Source organism: Croceicoccus sp. Ery15, assembly GCF_020985305.1.
Classification (GTDB): domain Bacteria; phylum Pseudomonadota; class Alphaproteobacteria; order Sphingomonadales; family Sphingomonadaceae; genus Croceicoccus.
The window spans coordinates 1,640,831-1,657,500 of record NZ_CP087588.1; the positions used below are offsets into that span (position 1 = coordinate 1,640,831).

The 16,670-nt window shown below is 56.4% G+C and carries 15 protein-coding genes, 2 tRNA genes and 2 rRNA genes (1 of these 19 cut by a window edge); 7 read left to right on the top strand and 12 right to left on the bottom strand.

Annotated features, from left to right (window positions below):
• The first annotated feature begins 1,197 nt into the window (after positions 1-1,197).
• A complete protein-coding gene (locus LOZ77_RS08040; protein WP_230281616.1) occupies positions 1,198-1,350 on the top strand; it encodes a hypothetical protein in 153 nt (50 codons plus the stop codon).
• On the opposite strand, the gene LOZ77_RS08045 is transcribed toward LOZ77_RS08040, so the two are convergent.
• The 3 genes from LOZ77_RS08045 to LOZ77_RS08055 form a co-directional block, all read right to left on the bottom strand.
• Positions 1,322-1,576, bottom strand: coding sequence for a hypothetical protein (locus LOZ77_RS08045; protein ID WP_230281617.1), 255 nt, complete (start codon positions 1,574-1,576; stop codon positions 1,322-1,324). The two genes, LOZ77_RS08040 and LOZ77_RS08045, sit on opposite strands and share 29 nt — an antisense overlap.
• Before the next feature lie 438 nt (positions 1,577-2,014).
• Complete coding sequence (locus tag LOZ77_RS08050) at positions 2,015-2,356, bottom strand: hypothetical protein (RefSeq protein WP_230281618.1); 342 nt, start codon at positions 2,354-2,356, stop codon at positions 2,015-2,017.
• A complete protein-coding gene (locus LOZ77_RS08055) occupies positions 2,353-2,778 on the bottom strand; it encodes a DUF2958 domain-containing protein (RefSeq protein ID WP_230281619.1) in 426 nt (141 codons plus the stop codon). The genes LOZ77_RS08050 and LOZ77_RS08055 overlap by 4 nt, the downstream gene beginning before the upstream one ends.
• A 642-nt stretch (positions 2,779-3,420) precedes the next feature.
• On the opposite strand from LOZ77_RS08055, the gene LOZ77_RS08060 reads away from it, so the two are divergent.
• From LOZ77_RS08060 to LOZ77_RS08075, 4 genes are read left to right on the top strand one after another with little or no spacing between them, the layout of a single operon-like run.
• A complete protein-coding gene (locus LOZ77_RS08060) occupies positions 3,421-3,993 on the top strand; it encodes a hypothetical protein (RefSeq protein ID WP_230281620.1) in 573 nt (190 codons plus the stop codon).
• Positions 3,990-5,375 carry a 7-cyano-7-deazaguanine synthase gene (locus LOZ77_RS08065; RefSeq protein WP_230281621.1) on the top strand — a complete coding sequence of 462 codons (1,386 nt, stop codon included), beginning with the start codon at positions 3,990-3,992 and terminating at the stop codon, positions 5,373-5,375. Before LOZ77_RS08060 ends, LOZ77_RS08065 begins: the two co-directional genes overlap by 4 nt.
• Positions 5,368-6,558 carry an ImmA/IrrE family metallo-endopeptidase gene (locus LOZ77_RS08070; RefSeq protein ID WP_230281622.1) on the top strand — a complete coding sequence of 397 codons (1,191 nt, stop codon included), beginning with the start codon at positions 5,368-5,370 and terminating at the stop codon, positions 6,556-6,558. The genes LOZ77_RS08065 and LOZ77_RS08070 overlap by 8 nt, the downstream gene beginning before the upstream one ends.
• Positions 6,533-7,174 carry a hypothetical protein gene (locus LOZ77_RS08075; RefSeq protein WP_230281623.1) on the top strand — a complete coding sequence of 214 codons (642 nt, stop codon included), beginning with the start codon at positions 6,533-6,535 and terminating at the stop codon, positions 7,172-7,174. The genes LOZ77_RS08070 and LOZ77_RS08075 overlap by 26 nt, the downstream gene beginning before the upstream one ends.
• 51 nt (positions 7,175-7,225) lie before the next feature.
• Here LOZ77_RS08075 and LOZ77_RS08080 read toward each other — a convergent pair whose 3' ends face one another.
• From LOZ77_RS08080 to LOZ77_RS08090, 3 genes are read right to left on the bottom strand one after another with little or no spacing between them, the layout of a single operon-like run.
• Positions 7,226-8,380 (bottom strand): hypothetical protein, encoded by a 1,155-nt coding sequence (locus LOZ77_RS08080; protein WP_230281624.1) that lies wholly within the window; start codon positions 8,378-8,380, stop codon positions 7,226-7,228.
• Position 8,381: 1 nt separating this feature from the next.
• Positions 8,382-9,722 carry a type II toxin-antitoxin system HipA family toxin gene (locus tag LOZ77_RS08085; protein ID WP_230281625.1) on the bottom strand — a complete coding sequence of 447 codons (1,341 nt, stop codon included), beginning with the start codon at positions 9,720-9,722 and terminating at the stop codon, positions 8,382-8,384.
• Positions 9,722-9,973, bottom strand: a complete 252-nt coding sequence (locus tag LOZ77_RS08090; RefSeq protein ID WP_230281626.1) for a helix-turn-helix domain-containing protein — start codon at positions 9,971-9,973, stop codon at positions 9,722-9,724. Before LOZ77_RS08090 ends, LOZ77_RS08085 begins: the two co-directional genes overlap by 1 nt.
• Before the next feature lie 180 nt (positions 9,974-10,153).
• On the opposite strand from LOZ77_RS08090, the gene LOZ77_RS08095 reads away from it, so the two are divergent.
• The gene (locus LOZ77_RS08095; protein WP_230281627.1) at positions 10,154-10,831 is read left to right on the top strand and encodes a hypothetical protein; all 678 of its coding nucleotides are present in this window, start codon (positions 10,154-10,156) and stop codon (positions 10,829-10,831) included.
• 9 nt (positions 10,832-10,840) lie between these two features.
• Here the strand turns inward: LOZ77_RS08095 and LOZ77_RS08100 are convergent, their stop codons facing one another.
• Positions 10,841-11,800 (bottom strand): ArdC family protein, encoded by a 960-nt coding sequence (locus LOZ77_RS08100; RefSeq protein ID WP_230281628.1) that lies wholly within the window; start codon positions 11,798-11,800, stop codon positions 10,841-10,843.
• 438 nt (positions 11,801-12,238) lie between these two features.
• On the opposite strand from LOZ77_RS08100, the gene LOZ77_RS08105 reads away from it, so the two are divergent.
• Positions 12,239-13,822 carry a type IV secretory system conjugative DNA transfer family protein gene (locus LOZ77_RS08105; protein WP_230281629.1) on the top strand — a complete coding sequence of 528 codons (1,584 nt, stop codon included), beginning with the start codon at positions 12,239-12,241 and terminating at the stop codon, positions 13,820-13,822.
• A 68-nt stretch (positions 13,823-13,890) separates the two neighbouring features.
• On the opposite strand, the gene LOZ77_RS08110 is transcribed toward LOZ77_RS08105, so the two are convergent.
• The 5 genes from LOZ77_RS08110 to LOZ77_RS08130 all read right to left on the bottom strand — a co-directional run.
• Entirely contained in the window at positions 13,891-14,139 is a 249-nt protein-coding gene (locus LOZ77_RS08110; protein ID WP_129542786.1) for a hypothetical protein, read from the bottom strand.
• Positions 14,140-14,531: 392 nt separating this feature from the next.
• Positions 14,532-14,608: transfer RNA gene (locus LOZ77_RS08115), tRNA-Met, on the bottom strand.
• 171 nt (positions 14,609-14,779) lie between these two features.
• Positions 14,780-14,856 (bottom strand) — tRNA-Met (locus tag LOZ77_RS08120).
• Positions 14,857-14,968: 112 nt separating this feature from the next.
• Positions 14,969-15,083 (bottom strand): 5S ribosomal RNA (gene rrf / locus LOZ77_RS08125).
• 130 nt (positions 15,084-15,213) lie between these two features.
• Positions 15,214-16,670: ribosomal RNA gene (locus LOZ77_RS08130) — 23S ribosomal RNA — on the bottom strand (it continues 1,334 nt past the right edge of the window).

The following is a 16,670-nucleotide window of genomic DNA, read 5'->3' on the forward strand; positions in this document are numbered from 1 at the left end:
CAGCCTCCAACAAGTTAAGGAATGGCGACGGAACCTCCAACCCGTCGCCTTCCACCAAATTGAACCGAAATAGGAAATCATATGCTTTGAAACTTCGCACGATCTTTATGGCAGCTTTCATACTCTCGACATGCTCACAAATGGCTCAAGCTCAGAGCATGAGCGCACGGGGCATTGGCAGCAGTAGCACTGAAGCGACCTTTGATCGCTGCGCACAGAGAGCGCCCAGCGTGAAACAGCGAGCGCTCCTAATTGAGCGGCGCATTCAGATCATTCTCAACTGCCACAACCAAGGCCAGCTGTACGACCCGCAGCAAGACGTCTGCATTATGCCTGATTTCTCGCCAAATCACCGCTTCACTTCCCGTCCCTATGGGGACACTTTGGTTCTCCAGAACCCAGATGGTACATGGGGGGAGGAAGTAACCCTCGGAGGGAATGTCGGCGGCAGCGTGACATGTGTTGAACAACCGGTAGCTGTTTCACCCGTGGCGGCACCTCCGGTCAGTGCGGCACCGCCGCCGATAACTCCGCCGTCGACAAAGCCGCCAGCGTGCTCATCAGATGAAGGAAGGTCTTGTTGCCCTTACACCTCTTGCAGCTCCAACGGCACGGTTCAGTGCAACGGGAGCTGTTCGGGAGCAGTCGAGCAACCCGCGTGCGCGGCAAGCACGGGCGGTTCATGTTGTCCCTATGACGCATGCAGCTCGAACGGCACGGTCCAATGCAATGGGAGCTGTGCGGGGGCTGTCGAAGACACTGGTCCGCCGTGTAGAACCATCACGATATGTCCGCCAATATGTGTGCCAGGGCCTCACGGCGAATGCCAATCCGAAGAACCCGGGCCATGTCATTCCTTCGAGATATGCGATTAAGGAGTAGGCCACTGAGAAGAGTTATGGAGAATGCGTTTGACTGCTCACTGTCGGGTACCTGTGCGCATTCTCCACCAAAATTACGAAGAGCGTGGAGGTTATGAGCGTCCCTGCGCTCTTCACCAGATTGATCTCTGTTATGGAGAATACGTCCCGAGCCACGGCGCGACCCCAAACGTGCCCGCGTATTCTCCACCAATTTACCTATGAGGGCCGGTAACGCCTCCAACCTACCGCCCTCACCAGATTGAGTTGAAGCTGCTCATGCAGCGGCCTCAAAGAACAACAGACCGCTGCCTGTGTCGTCATCGTGGTGGCGACTATGCTGACGGTGATCATCATCATCGTCGGCAGCACTTATGATGGTGATGACGATCATCATCACGACAAAAGAAGAGCGCTCCAGTGGAGCGCCTTCTTGGTCGTGGTGGTGGACGGGCCGCCGATCAGGCGGCCGCACCCACCGCAGGGGTGAAGCGGTAATCGCCGCCGATGTCGTCATCATATTCGATGCCGTAGAGGGTTTCGGCCATGACCGAGAAGACCTCGTCGGGCGCGACGCCGCGATTGTAGGCGGTGGTAATGTCGCAAAGCTGCTCGTGGGTGGCGGGCTCGCCGAACTCGGCGATCAGCATCATGTCCACTTCGTAGGTGTATTCGTCCCAGCTCATGTCGAGGGTGGTTTCGCGGGTGTAAGTCATTGGTCTCGTCCTTTCGTCTTTTCGGTTGAGGCCGGGGTCGTTCGGCCTTTCTGGCAACCAAAAGGCGGGGGCTTCAGGGGGACGAATGCACCCGCAGGGACGAAACGAAGTGGAGGACGGGAAGCTGGCTGTTTCTTGCTGCGCGAGGAATGGCCGAAGGCCAGGGGAAGAAACCGACCAGCGCACCGTTGCATCGGACGCCGCCCCCGCAAGGGTGCCAGTGAGTAAAGGCCAGGACGGCACCGGCAGAGCGAGAAGAGCCGCGAAAGGATTTGCGAGAGACCAAGTTTCCCGCGAAACCGACGTGAAAAGCGGTAGGGATAACACGGTGGCCATAATGCGACCTCTTTGCCGCGCCCTCCCTACCCCTCGATTTGCGACATGAAAAACCCGCCTCAGCGAGAAGCTGAGACGGGCGATTCAAATGGCTGCCATTCGCTAGAGCAGCGACATTTGCCGAGAGGCGGCTTCGAGCTCTTTCCATTTCGGCGACCGCGCTTCTTCATCCAACCAAGCGCGCGCAAATGCGACAGCGCCGCCTTGGTCGTCGATGAACTTGGCGGGGATGAAGTGTGAGCGATAGCCCGTCTCGGTGACGGGCAACGCTCGGCGGGGCTCCTCCAGCGACATCAGCTCCAGATGCGCCATGCACTCCCCGTAGATTTCCTCGTAGGATGGCGACCAGCTGGGGCAGTAGCGCACCTCGATGCGATACCCCTGCCAGTCTATCTGATGGATTTCGACCGCCCTTCGATTAGTCGTGCTCATGGTCTTACTCATGCCCGCGCCTCCTTTCTGAGGTCGTTCATGACTTGGTCGCGGGCGGCATTGAGCGCGCGCGTGTCCTCGGTGATGCGCCCTGCGACGGTTGCCGCGCGCGCATAAACCCAGAGGCAATCCTCGCCTTTGAAGTGGCGGTCGCGCTCGATGCGCAGCCCAGCAGGGCCGCGCACGCTTTCCAGCTCACTTAGGCGCACCGAGCCAAGCTCGGGGCAGCCCATGCCGAGGTCACACAGACCGAAGGCGATGTCTTCGTCTTCAGGGTCAAGCTCAGTCAGCAGCCAAGTGGCTGCACCCCATGGGGCAAAGAGCTTGACCACGGGGCTGAAATTGAGGGTTTCACCGTTCTCTTTCATCTGCTCGGCATTCATCCGACCGTTTATTTTCAGGTGCTTTCGCTGCAAGTCTGTCAGCAATTTCATGGGGGCAGTCCTCCTTGATGGTTCAAGGCGAAAGACAGGTCGGCTCCATGCCGACCCGCCCAATCGGCAAAGCCGATCGCGCCTGACCCTCTGCCCAGCGGCGAGCGTCACAATCGGTGACAGCAGTATCCAAGGTGATGCGAGCGCCAGCCCAACGATAAGCGGCAAGAAAACCGCCCCGCACGGGGCAGCCATAAGCTGGCTCGAAGGGGTGAAATCCGCCGCCACCCGAATGGTGGCCTAAGCCACCCAGTCGATCACAGTCGCGGGCAGCGGCGGACGGCGACCTTGCAAGCGGTCGTGGCTGGCATAAGCTCGAAGGTGAGGGTCAAGCAAAGAACGCCGCAGCGCTCGCGCTGCGACCATCCCGTCCTGTATAATTTTTCGGCTTTAGTGCTGTACCGATTTTCGGTTTTGATGTCGAAATCCATTGGCACTGTAACAAACCGGGGGCGTTGCGGGGTCTCCCCGCTCGAAGGGGTGACGGAAAACGGCGCAAGAATCTGCTTGCGGCGGTTGCAGGCAGGGGAAGGCGTTCCCCACCCCCAAAAGGCATCGGCAAAAGCATAATGTCAGCTTTTTTATCATATAGCTTGACTTTGTCAGCTTATACCCCCATATTGTAAACATAGGAGGGTGCAAATGACTGACGGCCCATTCAAGAATCTAAAGCTCGACAGCCGCTCTAAGCGGTTTGCTGAAGCCGTTCAGACTGACGCCGTCGATCACGAAACCCGTTGTGCTCTTGCGAACGACGCAATCCTGCGTGGTATTCTGCGCGAAACCCAAGCGCTCATTCGGGCCCTCCGAGCATACGGCCAAGATGGCCAGCTTGACCTCGATCCAAAGGCGTCGATCAAAGCAATATTCGACGCCTGCCCGAAGTCAGAGTTTGGCGATCACCTACAACGTGAAATCGGACTTCGACTTCACGAGGGAGAGGTATCGCAGGCGGCAATAGATAACGGCCTCGGAGCGGCGCTCGAAAGCGGTATCGGGGAGCTTCGCACCCGTACTCATGAGGCTTGTCTAGAAGCTCACCAAAGCGGCGAAATGCGAAAAGATCAGTTCGATAGGTTTGTTGAGGGGAGCAATCAGGCTCTGCAAGGCATCGACCGAAATCGAATTTTGGAGGCTCTCAAGGAGGGCAACAGAGGCGCGTTCAAAGAGGACGTTAAGAAAAAAGAAGGTCTAGATGAAGGGCCCAAGTTGTGAATGTGATAAGTGATTTTCAGAAAGTTTCGGAGCGCCATCTCCATATTCTTGAGACTGGCAAGCAAGCGCCGCGTCGCGGGCGTAAAGAGTGCGTCTTCGCCACCATAGGATCGGAGATAAAGTGCGATAAGGACATCTTTGACAGCTACTCATATGAGGGCTGGAAAGACATTCATCACGACTTGCTGATTGTTTGCGCGGCAGTCGAGTATGCTGACCGCCGCTGGGCGCGGAGCGCTCGTCAGTGGTCGCGGCCAATACACGCAACGATCCCGGTGTTAGAGCTTGCGACCTGGCTTGATGCTAATGTGCAGCAACATCTCCGCGATACCCTGCGGCATCTGACCGGCGATGATTGGCGATTTACCTTCGTGCAAAACGAAGCGCCCGCGAGTGACAAAGACCGTCAACCGCCCCTCTTCCCGAACCAGAGGAAAGAGTTCGCCATCGCTTATAGCGAGGGCTTGGACTCATGGTGCGTATCTGGACTGTACAACGAAAACGATGTGGCGGTGCGGGTTCATGTCTCGAAATACCGGGCGCGACGGCGCAGAGACGAGCAGCCTTTTGACCGGTTGCCGTTCAACGTGACTGTGAAGCCCAGTCAGGAAGACAGCGCCCGTTCTCGCGGCTTCAAATTCGCAGCGATCACCGCGATCGCGGCCCATCTGTCCAAGGTCAGCCGTATCATCGTGCCAGAAAGTGGCCAAGGGGCGCTTGGTCCCGTGCTGTTGCCCCTGCGGAATATCTACCCCGACTATCGCAATTACCCCACCTTCTTTCGTCGCATGGAGAAGTTCATCAAAGCCTTGCTGGGTGTTGACCTAACTTATGAGCAGCCTCGGCTGTGGCATACCAAAGGTCAGACGATAGCGGCATTTCTGGCAAAACCGGGCGTGAGCGCTGAACAGGTCATCAATACCCGTTCATGCTGGCAGCAACGACACAATGTCCGTGTCGGTGGCGGTAAGCCGCGCCAGTGTGGTATATGTGCCGCTTGCCAGCTTCGGCGCATGAGCTTGCACGCCGCTGGCGTCGATGAGCCACCTGAGGCGTACACTGTCTCGGACCTTCGGGCCGCCCGATACGAGACTGCCCTACCGAAGCAGAACAGCTTCCAGCCGACTTCGACCCTGTACGAATACGGGTTTATGGGTACGCGGCATCTGCAACAACTTACGGATTTCGCGGCAGAGCCGGACGCGAAGCACAAGCCCTACGTGTGTGAGCTGGCGGAAGCTCTCGGAACATCGATGGCCGACGTTCAATCGAATCTCCGAGACATGCTGAACCAACATTCAGAGGAATGGGCGGCATTCGTCGCAGCCCAGGGGCATGAAAGTTTTCTAACACTATGGACGAAGGGAGGCCGTCATGGCTGATCTCAATGATCTGACCGCACAAGAAATCGGTCGTCGCCTTCGCCTTGCCCGTGAAAACGTGAAAATACGTCAGGACGAGGCGGCTAAGGTGATTGGCATGTCTCGCCCGACTCTCGTTTCCATCGAGAAGGGCGACCGGCGGGTTCGCATTCAAGAACTTCAGGCTTTAGCCAACCACTACGGCGTTTCGGTCAATGCCTTGCTCAGACGAGAAGCGGTGCACACCGATCTCGTGCCACGCTTCCGTCGCCTCCGCGAAACCGAGGAAGACCATACGGGCGAAGCCGTGAAGCTTCTGAACGACCTGGTGAAAGCGGAAGTCGAGCTCGAGAACATACTCGGTATAGAGCGTCCGAAAAATTACCCGCCGGAACGAGGTATCAATGACGGCGATGTGATTGAGCTTGCCGAGAGCCATGCGCAAGGACTGCGCGACTGGCTCGGCTTGGGCTCAGGTCCGATTGCGGACATCTTCACGCTGATGGAGCTGGATCTCGGCATCCGGCTGTACCAGCGACGGTTGTCATCTAAATCCAAAGTCGCAGGGCTGTTCACTTTTGACCAGAATTTGGGCGCGTGCATTCTCTTGAATGCCAATCATCCGTGGGAGCGTCGTGTCCAGTCAGCAGCACACGAGCTAGGACATTTCATTGGCACGCGGCAGGCCCCCGAAGTTCTCGAAGAGAACGAGCAATTCCTGTCGCGGGAAGAGCGGTATGCGAACGCATTTGGGCGAGCATTCCTCACCCCCCGCAAGAGTTTCGAGCAGGCGTTTCGCCAGCTTATTGCTGGTTCGGACTCCCTCACTCGAAGGCATGTGATTTTGCTGGCCCATCAGCACAACATTTCGCGCGAAGCCTGCGTGCGCCGGCTGGAAGAACTGGGGCTGGTCAAAAAAGGCATTTGGGCGTGGTTTGAAGCCAACGGCGGGATAACTAATGCACAGGCGCGGGATGTGCTGGGCGATGTATGCACGAAAGCTGACCCGATAAAGGACGACGCAGACCAACCGGTGTCGCATCGGATGGGCTTGATGGCATATGCTGCTTGGAAGCGCGAACTTATGTCGGAGGGGCAATTAGCGGAGCTGTTGAACATTCGGCGTCTGGATTTGCGCGCCCTGCTCGATCAATTCGAACTGGAGGAGAGCGAAACGGATGACCTGTTCAAGCTCCCTCGCTGATGATTTAACGCCGCTGGTTCTTGATACGAGCGTACTGATAAACCTGCATGCCTGCTCCCAGGGCGTGCGGATTCTCACTGCCATTCCGAACGAAATTGCCATCCCTGACGTTGTGGTGCGGGAGTTAAGCCACGAGACGAGCCGTACCAATGGCGAGCATCAGTTCATCCAAGACATCCTCGCGCAGAATGTTGCGCGAGCTGTGTCTCTCGACGACGCCGGATGGGAGGTTTTCGGAAAGCTGACGACTGCCTCGCCGTCTTTGGGTGACGGTGAGGCGGCTACGATTGCGCTAGCAGCCACGAGTGGATTCCGCCCCGTCATCGACGATGGCAAAGGCCGAAAAAGCGCTGCGACCTTGGTCCGCGAAAGCACGGCTGCATGGTCACTTGACCTTCTGCTGCATCCCCAAGTGCAGGCGGAATTGCCCAACGGCGGATACGTCGAAGCGGTCTATCGAGCGTTGAGCGAAGGCCGAATGAGAATTGATGAAGCCCGCTGCGATGCCGTCGTGAGACTCATCGGTGTCGAACGGGCGTTATGCTGCACGAGCCTGCCAGGGTTCAAAGTGCGCAGGGAGATGTGGCGGCGCTGGTCTCAAACAGACAAAAGCTGAACGCCCTGCACGGAACGGAGGCATTGCGACAGCCGCCGCTTTAGTCCCCGCTCAAAAATCCATGTTGGCGTAGCGATCGTTCAGGTGCGCTTGGTAGTCCGCATAACTCTCCATGGCCTCGACTGAAGCCATAGCACGCGCATAATCGCCATTGACCACCTTGGTAAGGTTGAGCGGCAGTCCATAGTCCTGAATGTGGATTTTCGCAGGCTCACGCGGGCCGGACCAAAGATGGTCAATGAAATCACGGATGAGCGCGATGGCCTCGGCGGCCACGAAATCAACGCCCTGCCCAAACTTCAAAGCGGCGCGATCACGCCGATGGGGCAACAGCATTGGCACAGCCCCGGCGGTGGAATGGAAATGAAACGCCTCGCCGTCTTTCCCGAATGCCCCATGGGCAACGAAGTTGCGAAGCTGACGCCGTACGATGGCGAGCTGATCGTAAAATCGCTTCGTGGTCGGGTCTGCAATATCCAGCGCTGCCTTGAATTTCTCGGCCCATTCCGCCTTTGCGAGCTTGGCGACATCCTCCCCTGTCGCGCAGCTACCGCGAAGAATAGCGATGTGGATGAAGACGTGCTCAGTCCAACTGAAGAAGCACTCGATGGCAGAGAGTCCAAGCCATTTGGCTTCGCGGTAAAGTTCGGCAGATGGAAAAGCGATCGTGTAGCTCATTTTGCTGAGATCAGTGACGACCTTCTCGGCCTTCCGTGCGTCCGCTTCCCGTTGCCGATCATCATAAAGATCGAGGTAGAAATTCAGCCGCTCAAACAGCTCTGGCGAGCGGTTGACGACATTGAGTTTGGAGGCCTTTGCGGCCTGTTCGGCCCTCCAATCAAAATACGGTTGGGCCGCTTTGGTGGCCTTATGGATCAATCGGACAATTTCGGTCGCAGCCGCTTCGTCCTCGGGCACATTGGCTGCAAACACGCCCAGCCCAAATTTGCGGTGTTCCACGAGGAAGGGCCGTTCGTCGTATTCCACAGGGACGGACCAGGCCACCTTTTCGAATTGGCCGAGATTCTTGAAGCCCAGCAAATCGACGAGAAGAAAATAGACCAGATAGTATGGTGGCAGCGAGCGTCCGGCGTCAGTGCGCTTGGCGTTGAAGAGAAATCCCTTCGGTGCGCGCGTGTTGGCATCCGCCGCTTTCAGCGGAGATATCGCCTTAAGGGCGCGTGCTCTTACAGTTTCGATATCCACGTCAGGAGGTCGCTCCTTTCGCGAGCTCTAGGTGCTGCTCGATGCGACTGACCCGCGAGTGAGCCCCCTCAGCGATGGGTTCGACAATGGCGGGCGCAAAGCCCTTCGGCATTTGTGAGATGGCGCGATCAATCGCGTTGCCGGTTTCCTTGGCCATCTCTGAGAAGAGCGCCTCGACTTTCTCCTCCGCCACACCTTCGGCCCTCGCGTTTTGCAGGAAGTGGCGCGGCATGATTTCGTCGATATGATAATGGCGCTTGTCGCCGACGGCCATGGCGAGACGAAACTCCTTCCGCTGAAGTTGCTTTGCGGCGTAGTTCGGCTGCGTGGACATAATGTCGTAGAGCGGCGTCATGCGGTATCGCCCACCGGGTGTGAGGAAGAGGCTGAAGTTCTTCGCGTGGCCGTCGGGTGCACCAATCAACCAGAAGGCGACCTGCGCCTTGAGGAAAGCAAGGCGATCTTCTTCAGCATAGTCACTTCCGTTGAGCAGGTTGAGGCATTCCCGAATGCCAGGACCGCCATCGCTATTGTACTTGATGGTGGGCGGCACGGAGAGCGCCTGACAGAAGTCTTCCTGCGGCACGCGCAGCAAGCGGCCATCGCTGGCCTTCAAGCGATCGAAGCGCTCGACGGCAAGCACGCGCACATCGTCGAAAGTGACGATCTGGCTTTGCGCCACATCGAGCCCAAGCTCCCGACAGAGCGTCAGGCAAAAGTGCTCGTTCTCAACGCTAAGGGTCATATCCAGACCGTTGGGCAGCTTGCCCAGCTCGGGCTTCAGGATATGCGTGGTGGGTGTCGTCCCCTTGGGTAAACACCAGCCATTGTCCCAGAGCAGCGCGGTCTTCTCCTGAGCGCCGGCGATAGAGATACGCAGCTCGCGCTCGCCATCGGGACGAATGCCCAGCGGCGACGTGGCAAGGTTGCGAATGATGTCGGCTACGTCGGCATCGCTGAGAGGCGCACACTCCGGTGGCCCCGGTGGGGTAATCTCGCCCCCTTCGGGGACAAACTGCAAAGCGCCCACACAATCCCGGCCGATTTTGTTGAGCAGACTGAAGGCGTCAGTCCCTTCCGCCCCGACCTTCTCGGCGACCTTGCGTCGGATCTGGTCGTTGTCAGGAAGGAGATTGTCGAAAAAGGCCGAGACCTCCGCCCCTGAATAGCGTTCTTCCCGTAGTGGGAGGGAAAGCGAGACAGGAATGGCGCGGCGTTCGTCCGCAAGCCACTCCTTGTCATAGACAAACGAGATGGCGCCATTCGCTGCGCGGTCGAGCACGCCGACAGGCCGCCCGTTGAGAGCGACCGAAAGGCGAGCACTTTTGCGCGCGCGCGCCATTAGAACATATCCTCAATGTCGCTGTGCGAGCCTTTGGTGCGCGGCTGAATGACGACCTCAAGGTCGAGCGCGCGCAGCATGTCCATGACTGTGGTCAGCTTGACCGTTTCGAGCCCAGTTTCCACCTGAGAGATGGTGCCCTGCCGCACCCCTGCCCGCTTGGCCAGTTCGGCCTGGGTAAGGTTGTGCGTGCGCCGAAAACGCCGCAATGCGACGCCTAACTGCTTTGGTGATCTGACGAGTTCCGCCATGGCATAATTCCCACTTGTTTTGAGAATTATACGTCATAGCGTATATGACGTCAATATGCGTTGTAGCGTATAAATTGATTTTATGCGCTGTAGCGTATAAATTGATACCCCTCAATTAAGGCAAATTACAACTTAAAAAGATTGCCACTTCTCGACATCCAATATAATATTCTTCCGTATTTGAAAAATAAAATAAAATATTTTGCCATGAAGTTATCGAGATTCCATTGTTCTTTGTTTTTAGCTTTTGTCGTTTTAGGCTGCACACACCAACCCCCACAGCCCAGAAGCATTGTGGTCCAAGACGGATGGCGAGTCGATGAGGTTCTCTTTGAGGCTGAGCATGACTCGCCCTTGGCAGCCATGAACCTCCCAGCGCACCGGACAGGGGTTACCGAAAATGGTTTTACATATACAATATACCCTGATGGCAGTGCAGGACTCAGACTAGGCCAAAATGCAGTAGCAGAGTGGAGCATAGATTGCAGTAAGGACAAAATGTCAGACCAACGGAATTGCACCGTCACTTCTAGTAAAAACAACATACAGATTATGTATGGTCCAGCAGGAGTCGCCAAACAGATTTGTATCATCGATCATGATTTTCCTAATCGGTTGGGCGCAATAAGGATCGATAACGAAGAGCCGATAAGCACCGACACTGATGGCTGCATAAGCGGCAAATTCGAAAATAAACTAACACAAGCCTCTTCCGTCACAACTCGGAGTGTAAAATGGCCTTACGACCACCATCGAGACCGGAAGAATCCTTTAAAAGGATTGAAAACTGCAATTGGTTTGAAAGACTACGTGCTCTCCAACATCGACGACATGTCATTTAATTTTCAAGAGAAATAAAGAGGCCGCCTAAGCGGCGGCCTCGAGCTGATCAGCTGCAGCAGCCTTATCCCGAAGCCCAGCCAGAAAGTCAGCGGCTTTCGAGGCCTGTGATGCGGCGGTGAAAATGGCCTTCTTGTCGGCCTTCAGCACCTTCAGCCAGTGATCCACATAGGCCGCATGATCGGGCCGCGGATGCGGTGAAATCCCGATATCAGCGCACAGGAACGCCGCCCCCAGCTCAGCGACCAGCTCTTCCATGGCGTAGGCCTCGTCACCGAAGCGTTTGCCGAACTCCCGTTCGCAGCGGGTCTTGTGCCCCGTCCAGTGGGTCAGCTCATGCAGGAGCGTGCCGTAGTAGGCTTCGGTAGGCGTGCTGGTATCAGTGCCAAGAAAGCGGTCACGCTCGGGCATCTGGATGAAATCCTGATTGGGATTGTAGTAGGCACGCCCGCCGCCGTGACGCACAATAGCCGTGCTGGCGGCGACAAAGGCTTCAGCCTGCTCGATAGGCGTTGCGGGATTTTCCGGCGTAGGCAGCGGTTCACGCTCATAGCCATCGACCTGTTCCGCGTTGAAGACGGTAGACGCGCGCGCCATCAGACGGGTTTCAGTCGAGGTCATGCCGGTGTCAGCATCCTGATCCTCGAACTCCAGTTCCTTGTAAAAGACCACAAGCGAGCCCTTCTCGCCTTTGCGGACTTGGCAACCACGGTTCTGCCACTGGCGATAGGTGCCCCAGACGCCTTCGGTATAGCCTCGCGCTTCGCCTGCGACCCAGAGATTGAGGATGTTGACGCCGCGATAGTGCGCGCGCGTGTCGATATTGACCGGGCGATTGAGCCCCTTCCCTGAGCGGTGCCAGGGCATCTGCCATTCGCCTGCGCCAGCTTCGATCGCGGCGATGATGTTATCTGTCACCTGCTGATGAACGTCGCGGCGTTCCACGTTGGTGCGTCGTGAGCGACGTGATTTCGTTTTGGTTGTCATTGGTCTTGCCTCCTTTGCTGTTGGAGGCCGCGCTTGATCGCGGCCTTTCGTGAGGCTCGACCAAGCGGACGGGCTGGCTGCGCGCACCCGAAGGGCGGCAGCGAAGCGAACGAGGGCAAGAAGGCTGTTTCTTGAAGCGAAGCGGCGCGAGGAGCCGTTCTCGAACGGCGGGGAAGAAACTGCCGCCGCGCCTTTGCGCGCCGGAAGCCAACCGGACGCTAGACAGCCATCACAAGGGAAAGGCCGCCAAGCACGGCATCAGGCAAAGGGTGGGCGAAGATTTGCCAACCGCAACGGAATGCTTACGATTATCCCGGATGCTCAGCTGAGAAATTGTTTCAAGAAAGAGAGGCCATAGGCTTAAGCTAAAGGAGAATGTGAATGTGCCAATGCAAACTGCACCGCGAAGACTATTCAATGGCGCGGGCGTGTTGAACGATGGACGGGCTCATTGTTCTGATCGTCATCGCAGCGATTGTCGCATTGGTGTTCCTCGCTCCCGCATACTTTCGAAGCCTTGGCGCTGTGTATAAAGACAGCTACAATCAAGCGAGACGGCAAGGTCTCGCTCGGAAGGCCGCTGAAGGACAGAAGCCCTTCGGCGCTCCGTGGGAGCAAACCTACGGCTCGGCATATTTCATGATCCCCGAGCAGATGATTGCTGCGGGTATCGGCATGTCGGGGGAAACGTTCCAGCAACGGGTCGCCGCCGATGAACAAAGGACATTCCGGCTGCTGGGCTTGTCGGGCTTCAACGGGAAGTTCGCGGTCAATGTACTTGAGAGGGATGGCCATATTTTGACGATTGCGCCGACGCGATCCGGCAAGGGTGTGTCGGCCGTCATACCGAACCTCATGACCTACACAGGGTCGATGGTCGTGAATGACGTGAAGGGGGAGCTCTACGCTGTCACGTCAGATTGGCGTCGGCGACTAGGACACCGTGTGCTCAGGTTCGCGCCTTTTGAGAATGATACGGATTTCTGGAACCCCTTCGATTTCATCGAAGAAGACGATGAAGACGCTTGGGAGGAAGCCAGAACCTTTGCTGAGCTGCTTTTGCCTGAGCGGACGCAGAATGAGGAATTCTGGAATAGCGAGGCGAAGAATCTTCTGAGTGGGGTGATCCTCCACATGGTGAACACGCTGCCCGAAGAAGAGCGGACCATGTGGCAGTTGCGTCATTTGCTGACCCAGGAACAGGAAGAATTCGACCTGCTGCTAGCGGAGATGGCCGCCAGCAATCAGGCGATGGTTCAGCGCGCGGCTTCGACGTTTCTTCGCGCCGATGTGAAGGTGCGCGATGGCATCATGAGTACGCTCAATTCCCATATGGGGATCTGGGACAGCCCGCGCCTGAAGCACATGATGTCGAAAAACAGCTATCGGCTCCCAAGGATGCTGTTTGAGCCGATGACCGTCTATTTCTCAATCCCGCCTGGGAAGCTCGATAGCTACGCACCCGTCATTCGGTTGTTCATGGGAACGCTGATCAAGCACTTCTCGGGCTACAGTGGGAAATGCGATTATCCGGTCCAATTTATGTTGGATGAGTTCCCTGCCCTCGGGCGCATGAAAGTTGTCGAAGACGGCATCACCTACATGGCTGGGTTTGGCATCAATTTCTGGCTGTTCGCTCAGGATTTGAAGCAGCTGGTCGCCACCTATGGCGACAAGGCGGAATCGATCATTGCGAATTGCACGGTCAAGCAGTTCTTCGGCGTATCGGACTTCGAGACAGCACAGCTGGTGAGCCATATGTGCGGGTCAACGACGATCCCGCATATCAGCTATTCCAGCGAGAGCGGTGTCGTCTTCAAGCCAGCCAGCTTGGCGACGGGCACGGGCGAGCGTCCACTGGTAACGCCGAATGAGGTCATGAGCCTGCCTGCGGATACGCAGTTGCTATTCTATCAGGGGCAACAGGTGGTGAGCGCGGCTAAGATCAATTATCTGACCGACGATTTGTTCAAGGACGAGAACGGGCAGCCACACTATAATCCCAACCCTTACCATCGATGAGCGTGGAATCCCGCATCGGTGGTACATCCACCGATGCAGGCCAAGTTCCAATCATTGTGTGTGAAGGCCTATTCAATGGCTTCGAGCTCTTCCTCCGACTTCGAGAAGTCATCTGGGACATCTCGAACAGGACGGTGGCTCTTGATCCATTCGATGAACCGGTTCCGATCGATGTAGATACGGGACCCGATACGAATGAGACAGGCCTCGAAACCATTGCTCTTGCCGTTGTAAATCCACCAGCGGACAGTCTTTTCGCCAAAGGCTGGAAAGGCCGATACCAGCTGGTCAATTGTCAGGATGTTCTCTCCATCCATGAGCAGACCCTTTCATTTGACATAATGGTCTTAATCTTATGGAGGTCGGCAGAAATCCGCCAAAGTTTGGCCTGACCCTGTAAGTTCTTACAGTGGAACGGACGAGCTCGCTGTGGATGGCGGCATCTGTCGATTGCTGCGAATGCCTGTGCAATCCCGTGAGCACTGCGTTGTTCGATGTCAGCGAGTCTGAAGATAAGCAATCTGCGCGTCTGCAAGTTTTTGGTGCTGTGCGGCTGCAAGTAGTTTCTGCGCGAATGCCCCTCGGTACAATCCGTAGGATCGCCTCGAATGACCGATGGATGAAGCAAATCGGGTAGATATGACCGCTCCATCGGTCACGTTGCCTCATACGCAGAAAGGGCCTGGCCGCGAGGCCAAGCCCTTGAAAATGGTTGCGGGGGCAGGATTTGAACCTGCGACCTACAGGTTATGAGCCTGTCGAGCTACCGGACTGCTCCACCCCGCGTCATCAACAAAAATATGGGATGGTTTTGCAAAATTTTCAACCGTCTCAGCTCGTCCGCTGCGTGTTGAGATTTGCTGTCGGCAACTGTGCCAATTTTTCTCTTACTGTGCCAAAATTGTGCCAAATGCAAAAAACAAGGGGCTAGCTAATCAGCTAACCCCTTGATTTATTTGGTTGCGGGAGTTGGATTTGAACCAACGACCTTCAGGTTATGAGCCTGACGAGCTACCGGACTGCTCCACCCCGCGTCACCATTGCTGCTGGTTGCAGCGTAGAGACTAAAAAGCCGCCGCTCGGTTGTACAGGCAGCGGCTTTTTGGTGTTTGTGAATGGGTTTTAGCTGATGACGTCGGCTGCAATGCCTGGCGACGACCTACTCTTCCAATGCTTAGGCATTAGTACCATCGGCGCAGTCTGGTTTCACGGCCGAGTTCGAGATGGGATCGGGTGGGTCACAGACGCCATGGTCACCAAGCAATGAAGCCGGCGTATCAGCGGTTTTAAATCGATGCGCACCCTGGTGGGTGAAGATATATCTGGATGAGGATCGTCCTCATCAAGGACATGCCAGGATCTGGCAGGACTGTCATTGATGATGTGGAATTCTCAAGCGCGAACAGAACTATTAGGACCGGTTAGCTCCATGCGTTACCGCACTTCCACACCCGGCCTATCAACGTCGTGGTCTACGACGGTTCGAAGATACCTAATCTTAAGGGAGGCTTCCCGCTTAGATGCTTTCAGCGGTTATCCCGTCCATACATAGCTACCCTGCGGCACCCTTGGCAGGATGACAGGTACACCAGAGGTATGTTCACCCCGGTCCTCTCGTACTAGGGGCAACTCCTTTCAAGTATCGACGCCCACGGCAGATAGGGACCAAACTGTCTCGCGACGTTCTGAACCCAGCTCACGTACCACTTTAATTGGCGAACAGCCAAACCCTTGGGACCTGCTCCAGCCCCAGGATGTGATGAGCCGACATCGAGGTGCCAAACGATTCCGTCGATATGAGCTCTTGGGAATCATCAGCCTGTTATCCCCGGCGTACCTTTTATCCGTTGAGCGATGGCCCTTCCACGAGGGACCACCGGATCACTATGACCGACTTTCGTCTCTGCTCGACTCGTCAGTCTCGCAGTCAGGCAGGCTTATGCCATTGCACTCTTGCAGCCGGTTTCCAACCGGCCTGAGCCTACCATCGCGCGCCTCCGTTACTCTTTAGGAGGCGACCGCCCCAGTCAAACTACCCGCCACAGAGGGTCCCTACGCCGGCTAACGGCGCGAGGTTAGACATCAGAAAACAGCAGGGTGGTATTTCACCTATGGCTCCACGTCAGCTGGCGCCAACGTTTCAAAGCCTCCCACCTATGCTACACAACTCTTTCCTAATGCCACTCTGAAGCTGCAGTAAAGGTGCACGGGGTCTTTCCGTCTAACCGCGGGTACTCCGCATCTTCACGGAGAATTCAATTTCGCTGAGCATATCCTGGAGACAGTGGGGAAGTCGTTACGCCATTCGTGCAGGTCGGAACTTACCCGACAAGGAATTTCGCTACCTTAGGACCGTTATAGTTACGGCCGCCGTTTACTCGGGCTTCAATTCGGAGCTTGCACTCCTCCTCTTAACCTTCGAGCACCGGGCAGGCGTCAGACCCTATACGTCGTCTTGAAGCCGACTTAGCAGAGTCCTGTGTTTTTGCTAAACAGTCGCTACCCCCTGGCCTGTGCCCCCTCCTACTGCTTGCGCAGAAAGAGGGCCTCCTTCTTCCGAAGGTACGGAGGCAATTTGCCGAGTTCCTTCAGGATACTTCTCTCAAGCGCCTTGGTATACTCTACCTGACCACCTGTGTCGGTTTCGGGTACGGTCTATACGGAGAGGCTATTTCCTGGGACCACTTGGCTGCCCTTCCAATCCGATAAGGAAGAACAACGTCCGCAATCCGTCACACATCTCCAGGCCCACGAATATTAACGTGGTTCCCATCGACTACCCCCTTCGGGCTCGTCTTAGGGGCCGGCTCACCCTGCGCTGATTAGCATTGCGCAGGAACCCTTGGTC

What these genes read in the sequence shown, in the direction of transcription:
- LOZ77_RS08040 (WP_230281616.1), top strand. Translation starts at nt 1,198, where the DNA reads ATGCTGACGGTGATCATCATCATCGTCGGCAGCACTTATGATGGTGAT.
- LOZ77_RS08045 (WP_230281617.1), bottom strand. Translation starts at nt 1,576, where the DNA reads ATGACTTACACCCGCGAAACCACCCTCGACATGAGCTGGGACGAATAC.
- LOZ77_RS08050 (WP_230281618.1), bottom strand. Translation starts at nt 2,356, where the DNA reads ATGAGTAAGACCATGAGCACGACTAATCGAAGGGCGGTCGAAATCCAT.
- LOZ77_RS08055 (WP_230281619.1), bottom strand. Translation starts at nt 2,778, where the DNA reads ATGAAATTGCTGACAGACTTGCAGCGAAAGCACCTGAAAATAAACGGT.
- LOZ77_RS08060 (WP_230281620.1), top strand. Translation starts at nt 3,421, where the DNA reads ATGACTGACGGCCCATTCAAGAATCTAAAGCTCGACAGCCGCTCTAAG.
- LOZ77_RS08070 (WP_230281622.1), top strand. Translation starts at nt 5,368, where the DNA reads ATGGCTGATCTCAATGATCTGACCGCACAAGAAATCGGTCGTCGCCTT.
- LOZ77_RS08075 (WP_230281623.1), top strand. Translation starts at nt 6,533, where the DNA reads ATGACCTGTTCAAGCTCCCTCGCTGATGATTTAACGCCGCTGGTTCTT.
- LOZ77_RS08085 (WP_230281625.1), bottom strand. Translation starts at nt 9,722, where the DNA reads ATGGCGCGCGCGCGCAAAAGTGCTCGCCTTTCGGTCGCTCTCAACGGG.
- LOZ77_RS08090 (WP_230281626.1), bottom strand. Translation starts at nt 9,973, where the DNA reads ATGGCGGAACTCGTCAGATCACCAAAGCAGTTAGGCGTCGCATTGCGG.
- LOZ77_RS08100 (WP_230281628.1), bottom strand. Translation starts at nt 11,800, where the DNA reads ATGACAACCAAAACGAAATCACGTCGCTCACGACGCACCAACGTGGAA.
- LOZ77_RS08105 (WP_230281629.1), top strand. Translation starts at nt 12,239, where the DNA reads ATGGACGGGCTCATTGTTCTGATCGTCATCGCAGCGATTGTCGCATTG.
- LOZ77_RS08110 (WP_129542786.1), bottom strand. Translation starts at nt 14,139, where the DNA reads ATGGATGGAGAGAACATCCTGACAATTGACCAGCTGGTATCGGCCTTT.